At 70.0% G+C, this 20,082-nt stretch carries 17 protein-coding genes and 1 tRNA gene; 14 read left to right on the forward strand and 4 right to left on the reverse strand.

Annotated elements, in window-relative coordinates; translation table 11 throughout:
- Window positions 1-92: 92 nt before the first annotated feature.
- The 3 genes from KNO15_RS16650 to xerD are packed head-to-tail and all read left to right on the forward strand — an operon-like array spanning window position 93 to window position 3,405.
- A complete protein-coding gene (locus KNO15_RS16650; RefSeq protein ID WP_374113181.1) occupies window positions 93-1,835 on the forward strand; it encodes a CTP synthase in 1,743 nt (580 codons plus the stop codon).
- On the forward strand, window positions 1,835-2,503 hold the full coding sequence (locus tag KNO15_RS16655) for an NUDIX domain-containing protein (RefSeq protein WP_241704923.1): 669 nt from the start codon (window positions 1,835-1,837) through the stop codon (window positions 2,501-2,503). The genes KNO15_RS16650 and KNO15_RS16655 overlap by 1 nt, the downstream gene beginning before the upstream one ends.
- A complete protein-coding gene (gene xerD, locus KNO15_RS16660) occupies window positions 2,500-3,405 on the forward strand; it encodes a site-specific tyrosine recombinase XerD (protein ID WP_241704924.1) in 906 nt (301 codons plus the stop codon). The genes KNO15_RS16655 and xerD overlap by 4 nt, the downstream gene beginning before the upstream one ends.
- On the opposite strand, the gene KNO15_RS16665 is transcribed toward xerD, so the two are convergent.
- The gene (locus KNO15_RS16665; protein WP_241705310.1) at window positions 3,387-3,899 is read right to left on the reverse strand and encodes a GNAT family N-acetyltransferase; all 513 of its coding nucleotides are present in this window, start codon (window positions 3,897-3,899) and stop codon (window positions 3,387-3,389) included. The two genes, xerD and KNO15_RS16665, sit on opposite strands and share 19 nt — an antisense overlap.
- A 136-nt stretch (window positions 3,900-4,035) precedes the next feature.
- On the opposite strand from KNO15_RS16665, the gene KNO15_RS16670 reads away from it, so the two are divergent.
- The 10 genes from KNO15_RS16670 to KNO15_RS16715 all read left to right on the forward strand — a co-directional run bounded on the left by KNO15_RS16670 (window position 4,036) and on the right by KNO15_RS16715 (window position 14,996).
- Window positions 4,036-4,935 carry a ParA family protein gene (locus KNO15_RS16670; protein ID WP_241704925.1) on the forward strand — a complete coding sequence of 300 codons (900 nt, stop codon included), beginning with the start codon at window positions 4,036-4,038 and terminating at the stop codon, window positions 4,933-4,935.
- Between the two features lie 37 nt (window positions 4,936-4,972).
- Window positions 4,973-5,827: a segregation and condensation protein A gene (locus KNO15_RS16675; RefSeq protein WP_242599802.1), complete on the forward strand. Its 855-nt coding sequence runs from the start codon at window positions 4,973-4,975 to the stop codon at window positions 5,825-5,827.
- Window positions 5,817-6,446, forward strand: a complete 630-nt coding sequence (scpB, locus tag KNO15_RS16680; protein WP_241704926.1) for an SMC-Scp complex subunit ScpB — start codon at window positions 5,817-5,819, stop codon at window positions 6,444-6,446. Before KNO15_RS16675 ends, scpB begins: the two co-directional genes overlap by 11 nt.
- Window positions 6,436-7,197 (forward strand): pseudouridine synthase, encoded by a 762-nt coding sequence (locus KNO15_RS16685; protein ID WP_241704927.1) that lies wholly within the window; start codon window positions 6,436-6,438, stop codon window positions 7,195-7,197. Before scpB ends, KNO15_RS16685 begins: the two co-directional genes overlap by 11 nt.
- A 38-nt stretch (window positions 7,198-7,235) precedes the next feature.
- On the forward strand, window positions 7,236-8,324 hold the full coding sequence (locus KNO15_RS16690; protein WP_241704928.1) for a prephenate dehydrogenase: 1,089 nt from the start codon (window positions 7,236-7,238) through the stop codon (window positions 8,322-8,324).
- Window positions 8,321-9,013, forward strand: coding sequence for a (d)CMP kinase (gene cmk / locus KNO15_RS16695; protein WP_241704929.1), 693 nt, complete (start codon window positions 8,321-8,323; stop codon window positions 9,011-9,013). Before KNO15_RS16690 ends, cmk begins: the two co-directional genes overlap by 4 nt.
- Window positions 9,006-10,511 (forward strand): ribosome biogenesis GTPase Der, encoded by a 1,506-nt coding sequence (der, locus tag KNO15_RS16700; protein ID WP_241704930.1) that lies wholly within the window; start codon window positions 9,006-9,008, stop codon window positions 10,509-10,511. The genes cmk and der overlap by 8 nt, the downstream gene beginning before the upstream one ends.
- A 207-nt stretch (window positions 10,512-10,718) precedes the next feature.
- Window positions 10,719-13,046, forward strand: a complete 2,328-nt coding sequence (locus KNO15_RS16705) for a glycosyltransferase family 2 protein (protein WP_241704931.1) — start codon at window positions 10,719-10,721, stop codon at window positions 13,044-13,046.
- Complete coding sequence (locus KNO15_RS16710) at window positions 13,046-14,686, forward strand: chitinase (RefSeq protein WP_241704932.1); 1,641 nt, start codon at window positions 13,046-13,048, stop codon at window positions 14,684-14,686. Before KNO15_RS16705 ends, KNO15_RS16710 begins: the two co-directional genes overlap by 1 nt.
- A 236-nt stretch (window positions 14,687-14,922) precedes the next feature.
- Window positions 14,923-14,996 (forward strand) — tRNA-Pro (locus KNO15_RS16715).
- A gap of 149 nt (window positions 14,997-15,145) precedes the next feature.
- On the opposite strand, the gene KNO15_RS16720 is transcribed toward KNO15_RS16715, so the two are convergent.
- Window positions 15,146-16,426, reverse strand: a complete 1,281-nt coding sequence (locus KNO15_RS16720) for an alpha/beta hydrolase (protein WP_241704933.1) — start codon at window positions 16,424-16,426, stop codon at window positions 15,146-15,148.
- A 123-nt stretch (window positions 16,427-16,549) separates the two neighbouring features.
- Window positions 16,550-17,569, reverse strand: coding sequence for an aldo/keto reductase (locus KNO15_RS16725; protein WP_241704934.1), 1,020 nt, complete (start codon window positions 17,567-17,569; stop codon window positions 16,550-16,552).
- A gap of 107 nt (window positions 17,570-17,676) precedes the next feature.
- On the opposite strand from KNO15_RS16725, the gene KNO15_RS16730 reads away from it, so the two are divergent.
- Complete coding sequence (locus KNO15_RS16730; RefSeq protein ID WP_241704935.1) at window positions 17,677-18,267, forward strand: TetR/AcrR family transcriptional regulator; 591 nt, start codon at window positions 17,677-17,679, stop codon at window positions 18,265-18,267.
- A 115-nt stretch (window positions 18,268-18,382) separates the two neighbouring features.
- Here KNO15_RS16730 and KNO15_RS16735 read toward each other — a convergent pair whose 3' ends face one another.
- On the reverse strand, window positions 18,383-20,080 hold the full coding sequence (locus KNO15_RS16735) for a beta-galactosidase (protein WP_241704936.1): 1,698 nt from the start codon (window positions 20,078-20,080) through the stop codon (window positions 18,383-18,385).
- Window positions 20,081-20,082: the final 2 nt, after the last annotated feature.

Genomic DNA, 20,082 nt, shown 5'->3' on the forward strand with positions numbered 1-20,082 from the left:
CGCCCGGACGGCGGATTCTGCCCGCTTCGACGCGGCTCGCGGAGCGGCGGTGCGCGCAGACGGCCCGTCAGCAGGTGATAAGCTATAAGCCCGTGGTGGATTATTCAGAAGCGGGCCAGATCAGCAGCAAAACCAACGGCACTACCAAGCACATCTTCGTGACAGGTGGTGTCGTTTCTTCGTTGGGGAAGGGCCTCACGGCGGCTTCCCTGGGCAATCTTCTGACGGCCCGCGGCCTCCGCGTCGTCATGCAGAAGCTCGACCCCTACCTCAATGTCGACCCCGGAACGATGAACCCGTTCCAGCACGGCGAGGTGTTCGTGACCGATGACGGTGCGGAGACCGATCTCGACATCGGGCACTACGAGCGCTTCCTCGACATCAACCTCGGCCAGTCCGCGAACGTCACCACCGGCCAGATCTACTCGAACGTCATCGCCAAGGAGCGTCGCGGCGAGTACCTGGGCGACACCGTCCAGGTCATCCCGCACATCACCGACGAGATCAAGCGCCGCATGCGCCTGCAGGCGCAGCCCGGGCCGGACGGCGAGCCCGCCCCCGACGTGATCATCACCGAGATCGGCGGAACGGTCGGCGACATCGAGTCGCAGCCGTTCATCGAGTCGGCCCGTCAGGTGCGCCATGAGCTCGGCCGCAAGAACTGCTTCTTCGTGCACGTCTCGCTCGTGCCGTTCATGAACGCCTCCGGTGAGCAGAAGACCAAGCCGACGCAGCACTCCGTCGCCGCGCTGCGCTCCATCGGCATCCAGCCTGACGCCCTCGTGCTCCGCAGCGACCGCCCGGTCTCCGAGTCGAACAAGCGCAAGATCGCCCTCATGTGCGACGTGGACGAGCAGGCCGTGGTCAACGCGATCGACGTGCCGAGCATCTACGACATCCCGACGATGCTCCACGAGCAGGGCCTGGACGCGTACATCATCGACCAGCTCGGCCTCGACAAGGCGGCCGACGTCGATTGGCGCGGCTGGGCGCGACTCCTGGAGGCCGTCCACGACCCCAAGCACGAGGTCACGATCGGCCTGGTCGGCAAGTACATCGACCTTCCCGACGCCTACCTCTCGGTCACCGAGGCGCTGCGGGCCGGCGGGTTCGCCCACCGCACGAAGGTCGCGCTCAAGTGGATCCCGTCCGACGAGTGCCAGACGCCGGAGGGTGCCGCACTCCAGCTGAGCGACGTGGACGCGATCTGCGTTCCCGGTGGATTCGGCGTGCGCGGCATCGAGGGCAAGGTCGGCGCGCTGCGGTTCGCACGCGAGAACGGCATCCCCGCCCTGGGACTGTGCCTGGGCCTGCAGTGCATGGTCATCGAGTACGCGCGTCACGAGGCCGGCCTGGCCGGTGCGTCGTCGTCGGAGTTCGACCCGGAGACCGAGTTCCCGGTGATCGCGACGATGGCCGAGCAGGTCGAGATCATCGCGGGCGGCGACCTGGGCGGCACCATGCGCCTCGGCCTGTACCCGGCCGCTCTCGCCGAGGGCTCCCTCGTCGCCGAGCTGTACGGCGCCCCTGAGGCCAGCGAGCGCCACCGCCACCGCTACGAGGTGAACAACAACTACCGCGAGCAGATCGCCGACGCCGGCCTGTGGTTCTCCGGAACCTCGCCGGACGGGCACCTGGTCGAGTACGTGGAGCTGCCGCGCGACGTGCACCCGTTCTACGTCGGAACCCAGGCGCACCCCGAGCTGCGGTCGCGGCCCAACCACGCGCACCCGCTGTTCGCGGGACTCGTGGGAGCCGCGCTCGAGCGCCAGAAGGCCAGCCTCCTGTTCGAGGTGTCGGCGGAGGAAGCCGAAGAACTGGTGACGGAGGCCTGATGGCCACCGACGTCGGCGTGATCGGCGACGAGCCGTTCCGCCCGGAGATCGCCTCGTCAGAGATCGCCTTCGCCGGCAGGATCTGGGACGTCCGCCGCGACACGTTCGGCTACAACGGCGAGCAGATCACGCGGGAGTACGTGGACCACACGGGCGCCGTCGCGGTGCTCGCCCTGGACGACGACGGCCGCGTGCTGCTCATCCGGCAGTACCGGCACCCGGTCCGCTACCGCGACTGGGAGATCCCGGCCGGCCTGCTCGACATCCACGGAGAGGACCCGCTCATCGCCGCCCAGCGCGAGCTGGCGGAGGAGACCGACCTGCAGGCCGGTCGGTGGAACGTGCTCGCCGACGTCTTCACCAGCCCGGGCGGCAGCGACGAGGCCATCCGCATCTACCTCGCCAGGGACGTGCGGCCGACGGCGGAGGCGTTCGCCCGGGAGGCCGAGGAGGCCGACATCGAGCTCGCCTGGGTCCCCCTGGAGGAGGCGGTGGACGCCGTGCTCGAGCGCCGCGCGCACAACGCGCCGCTGAGCATCGCGGTGCTGGGCGCCCTGGCCGCGCGCGAGCGGGGCTGGGCGAGCCTCGGTGCCGCCGATGCGCCCTGGCCGAGCCACCCGAAGCTGAGCGGGACGAGCGAACCCACCGCGTCCGGCACCGAGGGATGACCCTCCCCGCGGACGTTGACGCCTACCTGAGGCACGTCGCCATCGAGCGGGGCCTCTCGGCGAACACGGTCGCCGCGTATCGTCGCGACCTCGCGGTGTACACGTCGTGGCTCGCGGAAGAGGGCGTCGACGATGTGAGCGCGGTGTCCGGCGCGACGGTGTCCGGCTACCTGGCGCACCTCGGGTCGCGCGAGGAGTCGCCGCTGACGGCGACCTCCCTCGCCCGTATGCTGTCGACCGTCCGCGGATTCCATCGGTTCCTGCTCGAGGAGGGTCGCGTGGAGGTCGACGCCGCGCGCGACGTTCGCCCTCCCAAGCTGCCGAGCACGCTGCCGAAGGCCATCAGTGTCGACCAGGTCGCGGCCCTGCTGGCGGCGACCGACGGCGACGAGCTCGACGACCTCCGCGACAAGGCGCTGCTGGAGCTCATGTACGCGACGGGGGCGCGCGTCAGCGAGGCCGTCGGACTGAACGTGGACGACGTCATCGACACCGACGTCGTCCGGCTCACCGGCAAGGGCGCGAAGCAGCGCATCGTGCCGCTCGGCAGCTTCGCGCAGGAGGCCGTCGCCGCCTATCTCGTCCGGGCGCGCCCCGTGCTCTCGACGCGCGGCCGGGCGACGCCCGCGCTGTTCCTCGGCATGCGCGGCGCCCGGTTGTCGCGCCAGAACGTCTGGCTGATCATCCGGGCGGCTGCGGAACGGTCGAATCTCGGCATCGAGATCTCGCCGCACACCCTCCGGCACTCGTTCGCGACCCACCTCCTGGCCGGGGGAGCGGACGTGCGCGTGGTGCAGGAACTGCTCGGCCACTCGTCGGTGGCGACGACCCAGATCTACACACTGGTGACGGCGGACGCGCTGCGGGACGTGTACGTCACGGCTCACCCGCGGGCGCGGTGACGCCCTCGCGGAGCCTTCCGGTACAGCCACACCAGGACCTTCCCGCCGTCGCCGGTGACCCGTGACGGTCTGAAGCCGAGCTTCTCCAGCACCCGGAACGATGGCGCGTTCCAGCGTTCCACGATCGCCCAGAGCACGGGGATGCCGCTGTCGAACGCGGCCTCGGCGACCGCGGCCGCCGCCTCGGTGGCGTAGCCGCTGCCGACGTGACGGCGCAGCAGCTCGTAGGCGAGCTCGGGCTGTGCCGGTGTCGCGCGCGTGGTGACGAGGCCGCAGTAGCCGACCGGTTCGCCGGTGTCGGCGACCTCGATCGCGTAGACGCCGAAGCCGCGCTCGTCCGCCGCACGGCGTTGGGCGTCCAGGCGCTTCCGCTCCTCGTCGAGCGGGCGGGACTCCTGCGACGGGTCCTCGGCGATCAGCTCCAGGTTCCACTCGGCGTCCCTGCCGTCACGCAGGCGCAGGCGCAGGCGCTCTGTGGCGAGTTCGGGTGGCATCGTCGGCACGGGCACAGCGTACGCCCTGGGGACCCGCCGCCGTCACGCCGACGCAGGCGTGAGCACGCGGATAGGATGGAACGAAGTGAACAGGCCGGGAACGGCCGCCGATCGACAGAGGACGAGGAACAGCCAGGTGACGCGCAACGACGAGGTCAGGACGGAGCTTCCGGGCATGGACACCGCAGCCCTCGCCGCACCGCTCGGACCGACCGGGCGGCCCCAGCGCACGTTCCCGGCACCGGCCGAGCTGACCCAGCACGGGCCCGCCAAGATCGTCGCGCTCTGCAATCAGAAGGGCGGGGTCGGCAAGACCACGACCTCCATCAATCTCGGCGCCGCGCTCGCGGAGTACGGCCGTCGCGTGCTGGCTGTCGACTTCGACCCGCAGGGCGCCCTGTCCGCCGGGCTCGGGGCGAAGACCCACGACGTGACCACCATCTACGACCTGCTGCTGAACAGGCACGCCGACGTACAGGAGGCCATCCAGTCGACCGGTGTCGCCGGTCTCGACATCATCCCGGCCAACATCGACCTGTCGGCCGCCGAGGTGCACCTGGTCAACGAGGTGGCGCGCGAGCAGATCCTCGCCGGCGTGCTGCGCAAGGTGTCCGGCGACTACGACGTCATCCTGATCGACTGCCAGCCGTCGCTCGGCATCCTCACCGTCAACGCGCTGACCGCCAGCCACGGCGTGCTCATCCCGCTCGAGTGCGAGTACTTCGCGCTTCGCGGCGTCGCCCTCCTCATCGAGACCATCGACAAGGTGCGCGAACGGCTGAACCCTGCGATCGAGCTCGACGGCATCCTCGCCACGATGTACGACTCCCGCACACTGCACTCGCGCGAGGTGCTGGAGCGCGTCGTCGACGCCTTCGGTGACCGTGTGCTCGAGACGGTGATCTCACGCACGGTGAAGTTCCCGGACGCGTCGGTCGCGGCCACCCCGATCACGCAGTTCGCGCCGGAGCACCAGGCGGCGGAGGCCTACCGCCAGCTGGCGAGGGAACTGATCTTCCGTGGCGCCGTCGCCTGAAGACCCCACGAGTGCGGTGACCCCGAAGGGCACGTCGTTGTCGCTTCCGGAGGCCGAAAGCGACGACAACGTGCCCTTCGACGGCCAGGAGACCGCGGAGGCGGAGGAGCACACGGGGTTCCGGGTGGCGGTGGGAACCTTCGAGGGGCCCTTCGACCTCCTGCTGTCGCTGATCAGCAAGCACGAGCTCGACATCACCGAGATCTCGCTCAGTCGCGTCACCGACGAGTTCATCGCCTACCTGCGCCGGCTCGACGCCGACCAGAGCCTCGACGAGGCGAGCGAGTTCCTGCTCGTCGCCGCGACCCTCCTCGACCTCAAGATCGCCGGGCTGCTGCCGCAGGGCGAACTCGTCGATGCGGAGGACGTCGCCTTGCTGGAGGCGCGCGACCTGCTGTTCGCGCGCCTGCTGCAGTACCGGGCCTTCAAGGAGGCCTCGGCATGGTTCTCGGCGCAGCTGGACACCGAGTCGTCGCGGCACGCGCGTTCGGTGCGCCTGGAGGACAAGTACCGCCAGCGCACGCCCGAGCTGGTCTGGACGCTCACCGCCGACGATTTCGCCGCTCTCGCCACGCTGGCGATGACGCCGCGGGAGATCCCGGTCGTCGGGCTCGACCACCTGCACGCGCCGCTCGTGAGCATCCGCGAGCAGGCGGCGGTGGTGGTCGGGATGCTGCGCAGCGGCGACCAGCTGTCGTTCCGGCAGCTCGTCGCCGGCGCCGAGCAGAAGGGCGTCGTGATCGCGCGGTTCCTCGCCGTGCTGGAGCTGTACCGGCACGCGGCGATCGCGTTCGAGCAGCTCGAGCCACTGGGCGAGCTGACGCTGCGCTGGACGGCCGAGCACTGGTCGGAGGAGAACCTGTCGAACCTGGGAGCGGACTATGACGGTTGACGGAACCGAGCTGGAGACGGAGGCGGCGGCCGGCCAGGAGATCACTCTGGAGGACGCGCAGATCGAGCGCGCGCTGGAGGCCATCCTGATGGTGGCCGACGAGCCGATGAGCCTCGTCACGCTGGCGACGGCGGTCGGCGCGCCCGTGAAGCGCGTGCGCGCGGCGATCGACACGCTGGTCGCCGACTACGACGGCGAGACCGACGCCGGGGGGAGGCCGGGCCTGCGCCGCGGTTTCGAGCTGCGGGAGGTCGGCGGCGGCTGGCGCGTCTATGTGCGGTCGGAGTTCGACGCGGTCGTCTCCGGCTACGTGCTGCAGCAGAACCCGACCCGGCTGTCGCAGGCGGCCCTCGAGACACTCGCGGTGATCGCGTACAAGCAGCCGATCAGCCGAGGGGCCATCGCCTCCATCCGCGCCGTCAACGTGGACTCGGTGGTGCGCACGCTGCTCGGCCGCGGTCTGATCACCGAGCTGTTCACCGACAGCGAGACCGGGGCGATCAACTACGGGACGACCGATCTGCTGCTCACCCAGCTCGGCATCAACTCGATCGAGGAGCTTCCGAAGATCTCCCCCCTGCTGGCAGACGGCGCAGACGGGTTCGACGATGTCCGGTAACGCGGGAGCCGGAGACGCGGCGCAGGGCGAGCGCCTCCAGAAGGTGATGGCGGCGGCCGGAGTGGCCTCCCGGCGGGTGTCGGAGGACATGATCGTGGCCGGCCGGGTCACCGTGAACGGACAGGTGGTGACGGAGCTCGGCCGGCGCGTCGACCCGGCGACCGACCGCGTCGCCGTCGACGGCACGGCCGTGCAACTCGACACCTCCCGCCGCTACGTGATGCTCAACAAGCCGGTGGGCGTGGTGAGCTCGATGCGCGACGAGCAGGGCCGTCCCGACCTGTCCCGGTTCACCGCCGACTACCCCGAGCGTCTGTTCAACGTCGGCCGTCTGGACGCCGAGACGTCCGGGCTGCTCATCCTCACCAACGACGGGGAGCTCGCCCACGTGCTCGCCCATCCCAGCTTCGGCGTGACCAAGACGTACATCGCACGGGTGCGCGGCACGGTCGCTCCGCAGACCATCGCGCGACTGACCAAGGGCGTCGAGCTGGAGGACGGCCCGATCGCAGCCGACAAGGCGCGGCTGCTGCAGTCGCGGTCGGGAGGCGGCGACAGTCTCGTCGAACTCACCCTGCACTCGGGGCGCAACCGGATCGTCCGCCGGATGATGGCGGAGGTCGGGCACCCGGTGATCGAGCTCGTCCGGCGGCAGTTCGGGCCGCTGCACCTGGGCACGCTGAAGGTCGGCGCCATGCGCGACCTGACCAAGGACGAGCTGGGGGCGCTGCTGACGATCTCGCGGCAGTGAGGCCGGGGCGCGGTGCGGGCACTGACTAAGGTGGATTCGTGAATGAATCCGCCTCCCGCCTGGCCGGTCCGGTCCGCGTCGTCGGGGCCGGGCTCCTCGGGGCGTCCGTCGGGCTCGGGCTGCGTGCCCGCGGCATCGACGTGCTGCTCGCCGACGCCTCGCCCGCCCACCTGCGGCTGGCGGCCGACTACGGCGCGGGACGACCGGACGACGGGGGAGCGGAGCCGGCTCTGATCGTGGTCGCCGTGCCGCCTGACCTGGTGTCGCGCGTCGTCGCGGACGAGCTCGCCGCCCATCCCGCCGCCGTGGTCACCGACGTCGCCAGCGTCAAGGGTGCGCCCCTCGCGGAACTCCAGGAGACCGGCCTCGACCTCTCCCGGTACGTGGGATCGCACCCGCTCGCCGGCCGGGAGCGCGGAGGCCCCAGCGCCGCGCGCGCCGACCTGTTCATCGGGCGCCCGTGGGTGGTCTCCGCGCGGCCGGAGAACCCGCGATCCGCCGTCAACCTCGTGGAGGCGCTCATCCTCGACCTCGGCGCGACGCCGATCGAGATGGCCGCGGCCGACCACGACGCCGCTGTCGCCCTCGTCTCGCACGCCCCGCAGATCGTCTCGTCGCTGATGGCCAAACGGCTCGCCGACTCCACCGACGCCGCGCTGGGTCTCGCCGGCCAGGGCGTGCGCGACGTGACCCGCATCGCTGCGAGCGAGCCGGAGCTGTGGGTGCAGATCCTCGGCGCCAACGCGCCGGCGATCGTGCAGATCCTCCGCGCCTACCGCGACGACCTCGATCACCTGCTCACGGCCCTCGACGACGTCGACGCCGCCGGTTCGCGCCGCGCCATCGCGGAGGAGATCGCCGGCGGCAACGTGGGTGTCGGGCGGCTCCCGGGCAAGCACGGACAGGACAAGCGATTCCGGAGCCTGATCGTCATGGTCGACGACCGGCCGGGTGAGCTGGCACGACTGCTCGCCGAGCTCGGCGAGCTCGACGTGAACCTGGAGGACCTCCGCCTGGAGCACTCCCCTGGCGCCCCGTTCGGCCTGGCCGAGATCGCCGTGCTCCCCGAGGTGTGGCAGCGCACCGTGACCGATCTGACCGACCGCGGCTGGAGGCTCGCAGGATGACCGACCCGCAGTACAGAGCCGACGCCCCCGTCGTCGTCGCCGTCGACGGCCCTGCCGGCAGCGGCAAGTCGTCGGTCTCCAAGGCGACGGCCCGCCGGCTCGGCTGGGCGTACCTCGACACCGGGGCCGCCTACCGTGCACTCAGCTGGTATGTCGTGCAGCGCAGGCTCGACCCGACCGACGCGGCGACCGTGATCGACGCGCTGCCCGACTTCGACTACCGCATCGGCACCGACCCCGACACCTATCACGTGTTCGTCGGCGACCACGATGTGACCGACGCCATCCGCGAGCCGGAGGTCACCGCCGTCGTCAGTGCGATCGCACGGGTTCCGGAGGTGCGCTCCTTCCTCACCGGCCTGTTCCGGTCGATCGTCGCACGCACCGACGAGCCGGGAATCGTGGTGGAGGGCCGCGACATCACCACCGTCGTCTGCCCCGATGCGCCCGTGCGCATCCTGCTCACCGCCGACGAGCAGGTTAGAATGGCCAGGCGTTCCGCCGAGCTGACCGGCCATTCCGCCGCTCACGTGGGGGAGGCGCTACGCAGACGTGACGCGGCCGACTCCCGGGTCGTGGACTTCATGAACGCCGCAGACGGCGTGACCACCGTCGACTCCACCGACCTCGACTTCGACCAGACCGTCGACGCGGTCATCGCGGTCGTACAGAAAGAGACCCATGTCTGACATCGAGAACGAGCCCGTAGGCGCCGACGACCTCGTCGAGCGCCTCGCCGGGTTGGACGACAATCTGGCCGTGCAACGCGCCGCCGCACTCCGCAGCGGCCTGGAGGAGTACGAGCTCGACGACGCCGACCTCGACCTCCTCGGCACCGCCACCGAGAACCCCGACGAGATCACCTACCTGCCCGCCCTCCCGGTGCTGGCCATCGTCGGCCGCCCCAACGTGGGCAAGTCGGCGCTGGTCAACCGCATCCTGGGCCGCCGCGAGGCCGTGGTGGAGGACACCCCCGGCGTCACGCGCGACCGGGTGTCGTACCAGGCCGAGTGGAACGGGCGCCGGTTCACGGTCGTCGACACCGGCGGGTGGGAGCCCGACGCCCGCGGCATCGACGCCTCTGTCGCCGCGCAGGCGGAGGTAGCGATCGACCTGGCCGACGCCGTGATGTTCGTCGTCGACGCCACGGTGGGGGCGACCTCCACCGACGAGCACGTCGTGCGCCTGCTGCGCAAGACGAACAAGCCGGTGTTCCTCGCCGCCAACAAGGTGGACGACGCACGCCAGGAGCCCTCCGCGACCGAGCTGTGGTCGCTGGGCCTCGGCGAGCCGTGGCCGGTCTCCGCGCTCCACGGCCGGGGCGTCGCCGACCTCCTCGACCAGATCCTGAAGGCGCTGCCGGAGGTCTCGGCCGTCGCCAAGCGGGAGGTCGGCGGCCCGCGTCGCGTCGCGATCGTCGGCCGGCCGAACGTGGGCAAGTCGTCGCTGCTCAACAAGGCGGCGGGGGAGGAGCGCGTCGTCGTCAACGAGCTCGCCGGCACCACCCGCGATCCCGTGGACGAGCAGGTCGAGCTCGGCGGCAAGGTGTGGCGCTTCGTCGACACCGCCGGCATCCGCCGCCGCGTCCACCTGCAGCAGGGCGCCGACTTCTACGCGTCGCTGCGCACCTCCACCGCGCTCGAGAAGGCGGAGGTCGCGGTCGTCGTGCTCGACGTCTCCCAGCCGATCAGCGAGCAGGACGTGCGCATCATCGACCTGGTGCTGGAGTCGGGCCGCGCGCTCGTGCTGGCGTTCAACAAGTGGGACCTCCTCGACGACGAACGCCGCCGGTACCTCGAGCGCGAGATCGAGCAGGATCTGGCCCACGTGTCGTGGGCGCCGCGCGTCAACATCTCGGCCCGCACCGGGCGCCACCTCGAGAAGCTGGTTCCGGCACTGGAACTCGCGCTCGAGTCGTGGGACACCCGCATCCCGACCGGCAAGTTCAACGCGTTCCTGGCCGAGCTCACGGCGGCGCATCCGCACCCGGTCCGCGGTGGCAAGCAGCCGCGCATCCTGTTCGGCACCCAGGCGTCGAGCCGGCCGCCGACATTCGTGACGTTCACCACGGGTTTCCTCGACCCCGGCTACCGGCGGTACATCATCCGTCGGCTGCGCGAGGTGTACGGCTTCGAGGGCTCTCCGATCGTGCTGAACATGCGGGTCCGCGAGAAGCGCAAGCGTTAACCGCGCGTCGGCTCCGGTCGGCTCGTCAAGCGGACGCGCCGGCCGGAGACGTGAACGTTCGGTGACGTGTCACCCCCAGTGAGGGGGCGACCACATTGGGGGTATTTGTACCCCGGACTGTCCTCACTATTGTGGACAACCGACGGAGCTACCCGACCGCGTTACCCGAAGGCGCGGGCTCTGTCCATTGAGGACGCATACCCGACCATGAGTTCTACAAGTTCATACACGCCTGCCCGGAAACGGCAGTGGGGCTCCGAGCGCCGCACCGAACCGCTTCCGACAGTCCACCCGAAGCCCTCCGATCGCAAGATCACCTGGAGCCGTGTCGCCATCGTCGCGACCATCGTCTTCTGGGCCATCTATGTCGTGACGACGATCATCCGCCAGTTCCTGGTGCTCGGCACGCAGGACTTCCGGTTCACGATGGAGGCCATCGGCTACACCGTCGTCGTCACCTTCCTCACCTTCTCCGCGCTGATGTACCTGGTGGCCCGGCAGGGCGCGCTGCAGCGCTTCCAGAAGCACGTCCGTGTCCCGCGGGCCGAGCTCGACCGGCACTTCGCGCAGAACCAGCCCTCCATCACGGTGCTCGTGCCCTCCTACGCGGAGGAGCCGGAGGTCGTGCGGATGACGCTGCTCTCCGCCGCGCTGCAGGAGTTCCCCTCCATGCGGGTCGTGCTGCTGGTCGACGACAACCCGAACCCGACCGACCCCGCCGTCGCAGAGAAGCTGAACGCCACCCGCGACCTGGCCGACAGCATCACCGGTCAGCTCGCCGAGCCCCGGTTCCGCTTCACCGACGCCCTGCTGCAGCACGAGCTCGGTGACGAGCGCGCCTTCGTCTCCGACGAGGCCGCCCTCGAGCTGGCCGAGCACTACCGCTGGGCCGCCGAGTGGCTGTACGCCCAGGCGGACGCGCACGGCATCGACGACCACGTCGACGTCTTCTTCGCCGACCAGGTGCTCCGCGCCCTCGGCGACGAGCTGGCGCTGACCGCGGAGGCCGTGAAGGCGGCCGTCGCGGAGGGCGCAGAGCTCTCCTCGGAGCGGGTCGCCCAGCTCTACCGCCGCCTGGCGTGGACCTTCGACGCCGAGCTGATGGTCTTCGAGCGCAAGAAGTGGGCCTCCCTGTCGCACGAGGCCAACAAGGCGATGAACCTGAACGCCTTCATCGGCCTGATGGGCGGCACCTACCGCGTCGAGCAGACGCCGGACGGCCCCGTCCTGAACCCGGTGCCCGCCGGCTCCCGCAAGCCCGGCGACATCGAGATCCCGGACAGCGACTTCCTGCTGACCCTGGACGCCGACTCCATCCTGCTGCGTGAGTACTGCCTGCGGCTGACCTACTTCCTGCAGCAGCCGGACAACGCCCGCGTCGCGGTCACCCAGACGCCGTACTCCTCGTTCCGTGGCGCAGGCACCCGCATCGAGCGCCTCGCCGGCGCGACGACCGACATCCAGCACATCCTCCACCAGGGCAAGAGCTACTACGGTGCGACCTTCTGGGTGGGTGCCAACGCCGTCATCCGCAAGCGCGCGCTGGAGGACATCGTCGAGACCGAGTGGGTCGGCGGCTTCGAGGTGCGCCGGTACATCCAGGACCGCACCGTCATCGAGGACACCGAGTCGAGCATCGACCTCGGCACCCACGGCTGGTCGCTCGTCAACTACCCGGAGCGCCTCAGCTACTCGGCCACCCCGCCGGACTTCGGCTCCCTGATCGTCCAGCGTCGACGCTGGGCGAACGGCGGCCTGCTCATCCTCCCGAAGCTGTGGAAGCAGGTTCGGGAGCGCAAGCGCCGCGGCGAGAACGTGTCGCGCATCGAGCTGCTGCTGCGCGTGAACTACATGGCCTCCATCTGCTGGGCGAGCTTCGGGCTGGTCTTCCTGCTGGCGTACCCGTACGACGGCCGGCTGCTGAGCCCGGTGGTGCTCCTGGCCGCGCTGCCGTACTTCATCAGCCAGGCCAGCGACCTCCGCTACGCCGGCTACAAGGCGACCGACATCTTCCGGATCTACGGTTTCAACCTGATCCTGCTGCCGGTGAACCTGGCCGGTGTGCTCAAGTCGATCCAGCAGTCGCTGACCGGCAAGAAGATCCCGTTCGCCCGGACGCCGAAGGTCAAGAACCGCACGGCCTCGCCGCTCCTGTACGTGATCGCGCCGCTGGCGATCATCGCGTTCTCTCTGTTCACGCTCTGGCGGGACTGGAATGCGCACAACTGGGGCAACGCCGCGTTCGCCGCGTTCAACGCCACCCTGGCGATCTGGTCGCTGGTCGCCTACATCGGCATCTGGAACTCGATCGTCGACATCTGGCTCGGCCTGACCAAGCCGCTCTACGTGGACAAGAAGCGCAAGACCTCGGCCCCGGCCGCCGCCCCGGCAACCGAGTCGATCGACTGGCGCTCTGTGCTCTACCACGGTCACGCCGGCGGCGAGGTGCCGCACCTGGAGCGCACCGCTCTGCGGGATGACGCTGTCGCGGCCTCGGCCGCGGCCGTCTCCGACGACCAGAGGCAGGCCGCCTGATGGCCCGCTCCGACAAGAAAGCCGCCAGGAAGGCTGCCGCCGCGGACGCTGCCGCGACGCAGACCGACCGGCTGCAGGCTCCCGAGTCGGACTCCGGCCGCCGCCTCTCGCCGTGGCGGGTGATCGGCGCAGCCCTGGTCGCGGTCGTCGTGGTCTCGGGTGGTGTCGTCGGCTTCCAGTGGTGGAGCGCCCGTGCCTCCGTCGACGTGAAGCCGTGGTTCGCCTCGTTCGTGGATGTGACGGCGACCCCGAAGTACGCGTTCGAAAACCTGGGCTCGACCTCCACCAAGGACGCCGTGCTGTCGTTCATCGTCTCCAGCCCGTCGAACGCGTGCACGCCCTCGTGGGGTGGTGCCTACACGATGGACCAGGCACGCGGCTCGCTCGACCTGGACCGCCGCATCGCCCGCCTGCAGCAGCAGGGCGGCGACGTCGCGGTGTCGTTCGGGGGCCTGGCGAACGACGAGCTCGCCCTCGGCTGCACCGACGCGTCGGCGCTGAAGGCGGCGTACTCGTCGGTCGTCGAGCGCTACAAGGTCGGCACCATCGACCTCGACCTGGAGGGCGGCGGCCTGGTGAACTCGGACGCCGCCACCCGCAGGGCCACGGTCATCGCGCAGTTGCAGCAGGAGCGTCGCGCTGCGGGCAAGAGCCTCGCCGTCTGGTTGACCCTGCCGGTGTCGCCGACCGGCATGACCACGGACGGCACCAACGCCATCGCGGCGATGCTGAAGGCCAAGGTGGATCTCGCCGGCGTGAACCTGATGACCATGGACTACGGCAACTCCAAGGACGCCGAGAAGTCGATGGCCGCCACCTCCGAGGCGGCGCTGACGGCCGCGCAACGGCAGCTGGGCGTGCTCTACAACCGGGCAGGCATCCACCAGTCCGACCCGAGCCTGTGGGCGAAGATCGGCGCAACCCCGATGATCGGCCAGAACGACGACCAGGGCCAGATCTTCGGCCTCGCCGACGCGAAGGCCCTCAACGCCTGGGCCGTGTCCACGGGCCTCGGCCGCATGTCGATGTGGTCGGCGAACCGCGACAAGACCTGCGGCTCGAACTATGTCGACCTCACCGTCGTCTCGGACGCCTGCAGCGGCGTCATCCAGGGCAAGCAGACCTTCGCAGGCCTGCTGTCGAAGGGTTTCGACGGCCGCATCGCACTGGGGGAGGGCGCCGTGACGACCGCGGAGCCGACCTCCGCCGCCGCCAGTGACGACCCCGCGCACTCGCCGTACCCGATCTGGACCGCCACCAACTCGTACCTGAAGGGCACCAAGGTCACCTGGCACCACAACGTGTACGAGGCCAAGTGGTGGACCAAGGGCGACGTGCCGGACAACCCCGTGCTCAACGCGTGGGAGACTCCGTGGGAGCTCGTCGGCCCCGTGCTGCCCGGCGAGACCCCGATCCCGCAGCCGACCCTCCCGCCCGGAACCTACCCGAACTGGTCGGGCGAGACACCCTACGACAAGGGCACCCGCGTGCTCTTCGACGGCGTGCCGTTCGAGGCCAAGTGGTGGACGCAGGGCGACAGCCCTGAGGCGGCCAGCGCAAACCCCGACTCGTCCCCCTGGGCCCCGCTCACCCAGGACGAGATCGACACCATTCTGGGCGGTGGTACCGCCCAGAAGTGACTCGGTGGCGGGATGCAGCCTCCCCGCGCATCCCGTCACCGACCCACTCGGACCAACCGCTGCGGGGCGGGACGTCCGTGGTGCCCGCGTCTCACCGCTCGTCGGGAGGGGTGTGCGCGGCGCCGGTGTCGGCGGGGCCAACAGTGGCTTTCGGGTTGGTCACGACCGGCCCCGCCGGCACGCTAAGATAGTCGAGTTGTCTCATTTGGCGCCCCCCGGCCTGGGTGGGACAGCAACGGGCTGTGGCGCAGTTTGGTAGCGCACTTGACTGGGGGTCAAGGGGTCGCAGGTTCAAATCCTGTCAGCCCGACGTTCTGAAAAAGCCAGAGGGGCACGGGGTCGCTTTGCGACCTTCGTGCCCCTCTGGCTTTTTCAGAACTCGCTGCTGTCTATTGGGGTCCCCGCGGCGCAGCCTGGCGACGGGCGTGGAGAAAGATGTGATCATCAGCGCCACGCCCCTCACGGATGAACTGCAACCTTCAGCCCCAGCGACGGATACAAGGCGCTGAAAGCGATATTGAAGCCGCCGTAGATCGCACCCAGCACATGGCCTCCGTTCGGAACTTCGGCGAATTCGGTCTCGAAGCCGGCTTGTTGGAAGAGCTTCTGGGCCTGCTGACCGGACTGGACATAGAAGGGGTCGTTCGACCCGGCTGTGAAGATCGCCAGCCCGCTGTGGGCGTGGCCCGCAAGGTTGGTCGCCGGCTTCTGCGCGTCGTACGCCGCCTGATTCCCGGCGAAGACGGAGTCGAGCATGGCGGCGGGGTCCTCTGCTCCCGGGAAGAGTTCGCCGGAGATGTCGACCACGTTGCGGAAGTCGTCGGGGTACTTCGAAGCGAACAGCATTGCGCACGCGCCGCCGTTCGAGTAGCCCGCGATCGTCGTCGTGGATCCGGACGGATCGACATTCAAGTGTTGGCGCGCCCAGTCCAGGACATCGACCGTGATGTAGGTCTCGACCTCGCCGAAGTGGGCGGTATCCGTGCAGCCGGGGTCCTGCGTCGGGTCACCGAGCTGGTCGGCGACGACGACGATCGGGGCCAACCCGTGGTTCCGCGCCGCGAACTGGTCCAACACGGAGCCGACGTATTGCGGGTCGGGGTTGCCCGGTTGTCCCATCATCAGGATCATCAGGGGCAGTCGTGGGGCGTTCGGCATCAGCGCGGCCGGCGGGAGGTAGAGTCCGGCGTCGCGCGCGTGGAATCCCGAGTGCCGGGCGGGGATCTTCACCGACGAGGTCTTTCCGTGCTTCGGCAGGCCACGCGGTGGCGTCCACGACTTCGCGATGTCCGTCACGGGCTTGGTCGTGACAGGGCGGACAAGGGCTGTCTGGTCCGCCGCGTTCGAGGTCGGAGTGACGCCGAAGAGCGAGCCGAGCGTGGGGTTGACTCCGAACGCGGCGCTGGACGCGAGTGTGCCGGTCACCAGGACGACGCCGACCGTCAGCGCAGCGAGAAGCGCCCTCCACCAGCGCGCCCGATGAATGGACAGGGCGGCGATCGCGACCGAGCCGCCGAACCCAGCCGCGTAGGCGGCGATGGAGCGGGGGACCGGAATGCCGAACGGGTTCCACCCGACCGCGACGACCCAGAAGACGAGTGCCCCGATCGCCTCACCGATACACAGCGCGACGAGCACGCCGACAAGGCGCCGATGCGGGTCCTGACGCTGACGCAAGCCGACCTGCGTGATCAGGACGCCTGTCAGGACCCCGGACAGCACGAGCAGCGCATACGGCAATGGGCCCGAGATGATACCGACCCCGGAGAAATGCTGAACCAGCCAAGAGAGCACGGCTCATTATCAGGTACTCAGCCGAACCCGGTGTTCAGGATGCCCGGCAGAAGCTCGCGGCGGCGCTCGCTACGCGGCAGACCGCTCTCCGTCCGGTCGACGGCGCAGGGCGGAGGTCACGATCGGCGGCGTGTTGTACTCCTGATCCATCCGCCCCACACCCGTGCCAGGCGGGACGATCGCGTCGATCCGGTCGAGGAGGTCGTCCGAGAGCTGCACCTCGGCGGCCGCGAGGAGGTCGTCGAGCTGGTCCATCGTGCGCGGTCCGATGAGGGCGGCGGTCACGCCGGGGTGCGCGATGACGAACGCGAGCGCGAGGTGCGTCAGCGACAGGCCGGCCTCCTCCGCGAGTGGGATGAACCGCTCGACGGCGTCGATGCGGCGTTCGTCGCGCAGGGCCGCGAACATCCGCGTACGGCGGAGGTCGCTCTCCTGGCCGCGGCGCACCCGGCCGGTGAGCATGCCGCTCGCGAGCGGGCTCCAGATGACGGTGCCCATGCCGTACTTCTGCGCCATCGGCAGCACTTCGCGCTCGACGGCGCGATCCAGGAGGGAGTAGTGCGGCTGCTCGACGCGGAATCGCTCCAGGCCGCGCCGCTCGGCGGTCCACTGCGCCTCCACGATCTCGGACGCGGGCATGTCCGACGAGCCGATCGCGCGGACCTTGCCGCTGCGGACCAGGTCGGTGAGCGCCGAGAGCGTCTCTTCGATGTCGGTCGCCGGGTCGGGCCGGTGCATCTGGTAGAGGTCGAGGTGGTCGGTTCCGAGGCGGCGCAGCGAGTTCTCGACGGCCGTCATGATCCAGCGCCGCGAGCCGCCCTGGTGGTTGGGGTCGTCGCCGATCGGCCGCGCGAACTTCGACGCGAGGACGATGTCGTCACGGCGACCCTTGATGGCGTGCCCGACCATCTCCTCGGAGTCGCCGTAGGCGTCGGCGGTGTCGACGAGGTTGATGCCGGCGTCGAGGGCGCGCGCCATCATCCGGTCCACTTCGGCCTGGTCGCTGTTGCCGAACGAGCTGAACATCATCGCCCCGAGGGCGAAAGGCGAGACCTGGATGCCGGTGCGGCCGAGCGGGCGGTACTTCATGGTTCCTCCAGACTGTGTTCCGGCCTCCGGACGCGGTAGGCTCGAATAAGCGGAACACTCGTCCGCAACTATACGGAACGATGTTCCGTTTGTCTATGGGAGGATTCATGTCCGCTGCGGAGAACGACGTCGCGCCCCGGCGCAAGCGTGCCGACGCGGTCCGCAACACCGAGGCGGTGCTCGCGGCGGCGAAGACGGCGTTCGCCGAACTCGGTGTGGATGCGCCGATGCGCGAGATCAGCGCTCGCGCGGGGGTCGGAGTCGGCACGATCTACCGCAGCTACCCGCAGCGGTCAGACCTGATCATCGCGGTGTTCCGCCATGAACTCGATGCGACCGCCACAGAGGCGGACCGGCTCCGCGCCGAGTTCCCGCCTGCCGAAGCGCTCCGTCGCTGGGCGGACAGCCTGGCGCGTTTCGTCGCGACGAAGCACGGCTTCGCGAGCGCGCTGCACTCCGGCGACCCGGCGTACGCCCCGCTTCCCGGGCAGTTCATCGGCGTGCTCGCCCCGAAAGTCCAGCGCATCCTCGACGACGGTGCCACGGCGGGCACCATCCGGCCGGGCATCCGCGCCGAGGACGTGATCTACGCCCTCAGCCGGCTCGCCGACCGCGGCCCCGAGGGCGACCGTGGCGATGAGGGCGAGAGCCCGATGGTCGGCATCCTGCTCGACGGGCTGACCACGAAGAGCGTGTAGGCGGCCAACGCCTCACCGAGCGCCCTGCGTGAGTCGGACTCGATCCGGCCTGACTCGGGACGGAACAGATATCAACCCGTGAAGCACCTGCGTCCGGGCGGAACGCCGTGGACTGCTACGTCCCACTCGGCCCCAGATCGGGAGCGGAGTGGAGCGTCACCGCGTGCTCGTCGAGGCCGTCCAGTTCCAGCACGACGATCTCGTTCGCTCCGGGGCGTGTGATCGGCCACGGCACGTAGAGGCGTCGTTGCGGGCCGCGGTTCCAATAGCGGCCGAGGCAGAAGCCGTTGACCCAGACGTACCCCTTGCCGCCGGGCACCTCGAGGTAGCCGTCCGACTGCTCGGCGAGCTCGGCGGTTCCGGCGTAGTACCGCGGCAACGCCGGGGTGCCCGCCGTGGGCGACCAGGCATCCGAGTCGAGCGCAGGCGGATCCCCCGGGAGGCGGTGGGCGGAGTGGTGGATGCGGTTCAGCTGCTGGATGCCGTGGAACACGCCGCCGAGCCCCTTGTGCTGCCCGAGGCGTGGGCCGTAGTTCGTGCGGCCCATCGACTCCGCGATCACGGTGACCTCGGCGGGAGCTCCGACCGGAGGGAGCATCCCATCGCCGCCGCGGTCCACGATGCCGTGCAGCTCGCCGTCCACGTAGACGTGGGCGCGATCACGCACGTCGCGCACCTCCAGCGGCTCGGGCGCGCGTGGACCGGGGATCGATACTCGATAGGCGACCAGGCCGTGGTCGACGCCGAGTTCCTCGAAGCTGGCCGGCACGGGGGACGAGCCGAGGTCCTCGAAGACGACCTCGGCGGTCCGGGTCAGCGCGACCCGCTGCTCCGGCATCAGCGGAGGCAGCGTGGGGAGGGGCGGCAGCTCGGCCGCGGGCCGTGCCTGAGCGAAGAGGTCGCGGAAGGCGACGAACTTCTCGGTCGGTGCGCCGCGCTCGTCGAGGGGCGCGTCGTAGTCGTAGCTGGTGACGGTCGGGAGGAATTCGTCGACGCCGTCGAGCAGGTGGTGGTTCGCGCCCGCCCCCGTGCCGAAGTTGGTGCCGCCGTGCGCCATGTACAGGTTGACGGATGCGCCGGCGTCGAGGATCCCGGACAGCGCGGCCGTCGCCGAGCCGACGTCGCGTGTCACGCGCGGGGCGCCCCAGTGGTCGAACCAGCCGTTCCAGAACTCCATGCAGAACGGCGCGTCGTCCGGCCGGTGCGCGGCGAGCGCGGCGAACGCCGAGGCGGGATTCGAGCCGAAGTTCACGGTGGCGCGGATGCCGGGTACGATCCCGCCGGTCAGCATGACGTCCGTCGGGCCGTCGCTGGTCACCAGCGGGACGGTCACGCCGCGCTCACGCAGCCCGTCGGCCAGGGCGGTCAGGTAGTCGGCGTCGGTGCCGAACGAGCCGTACTCGTTCTCCACCTGCACCATCGAGAGCGCAGGATGCCCGGCGAACCGCGGGACCACCGCGTCCAGGTAGCGCTGCACCGGTTCGAAGAACAGGGGATGCGCCGTGCGCACGAAGCGTCCGGCGCGCGCCGTCAGCCATGACGGCAGTCCGCCGTTGTCCCACTCGGCGCAGATGTACGGCCCCGGCCGCACGATCACGCGCAGGCCTTCCTCGGCCGCCGCGTCGAGATACCGTTCGATGTCGTCGAGCCGCCGCCAGTCGCCCTCGACAGGCTCGTGCACGTTCCAGGCCAGGTAGGTCTCGACGGTGTCGAGCCCCATCGCGTGCAGCGAGCGCAGGCGGTGCGGCCACTGCTCGGGGAGCGTGCGGAAGTAGTGGGCGGCGCCCGAGTGGACGGGTGTCGTGTCGGTCATGG

The organism is Leifsonia shinshuensis (assembly GCF_022606355.1).
GTDB classification, from domain to species: Bacteria; Actinomycetota; Actinomycetes; order Actinomycetales; family Microbacteriaceae; genus Leifsonia; species Leifsonia shinshuensis_B.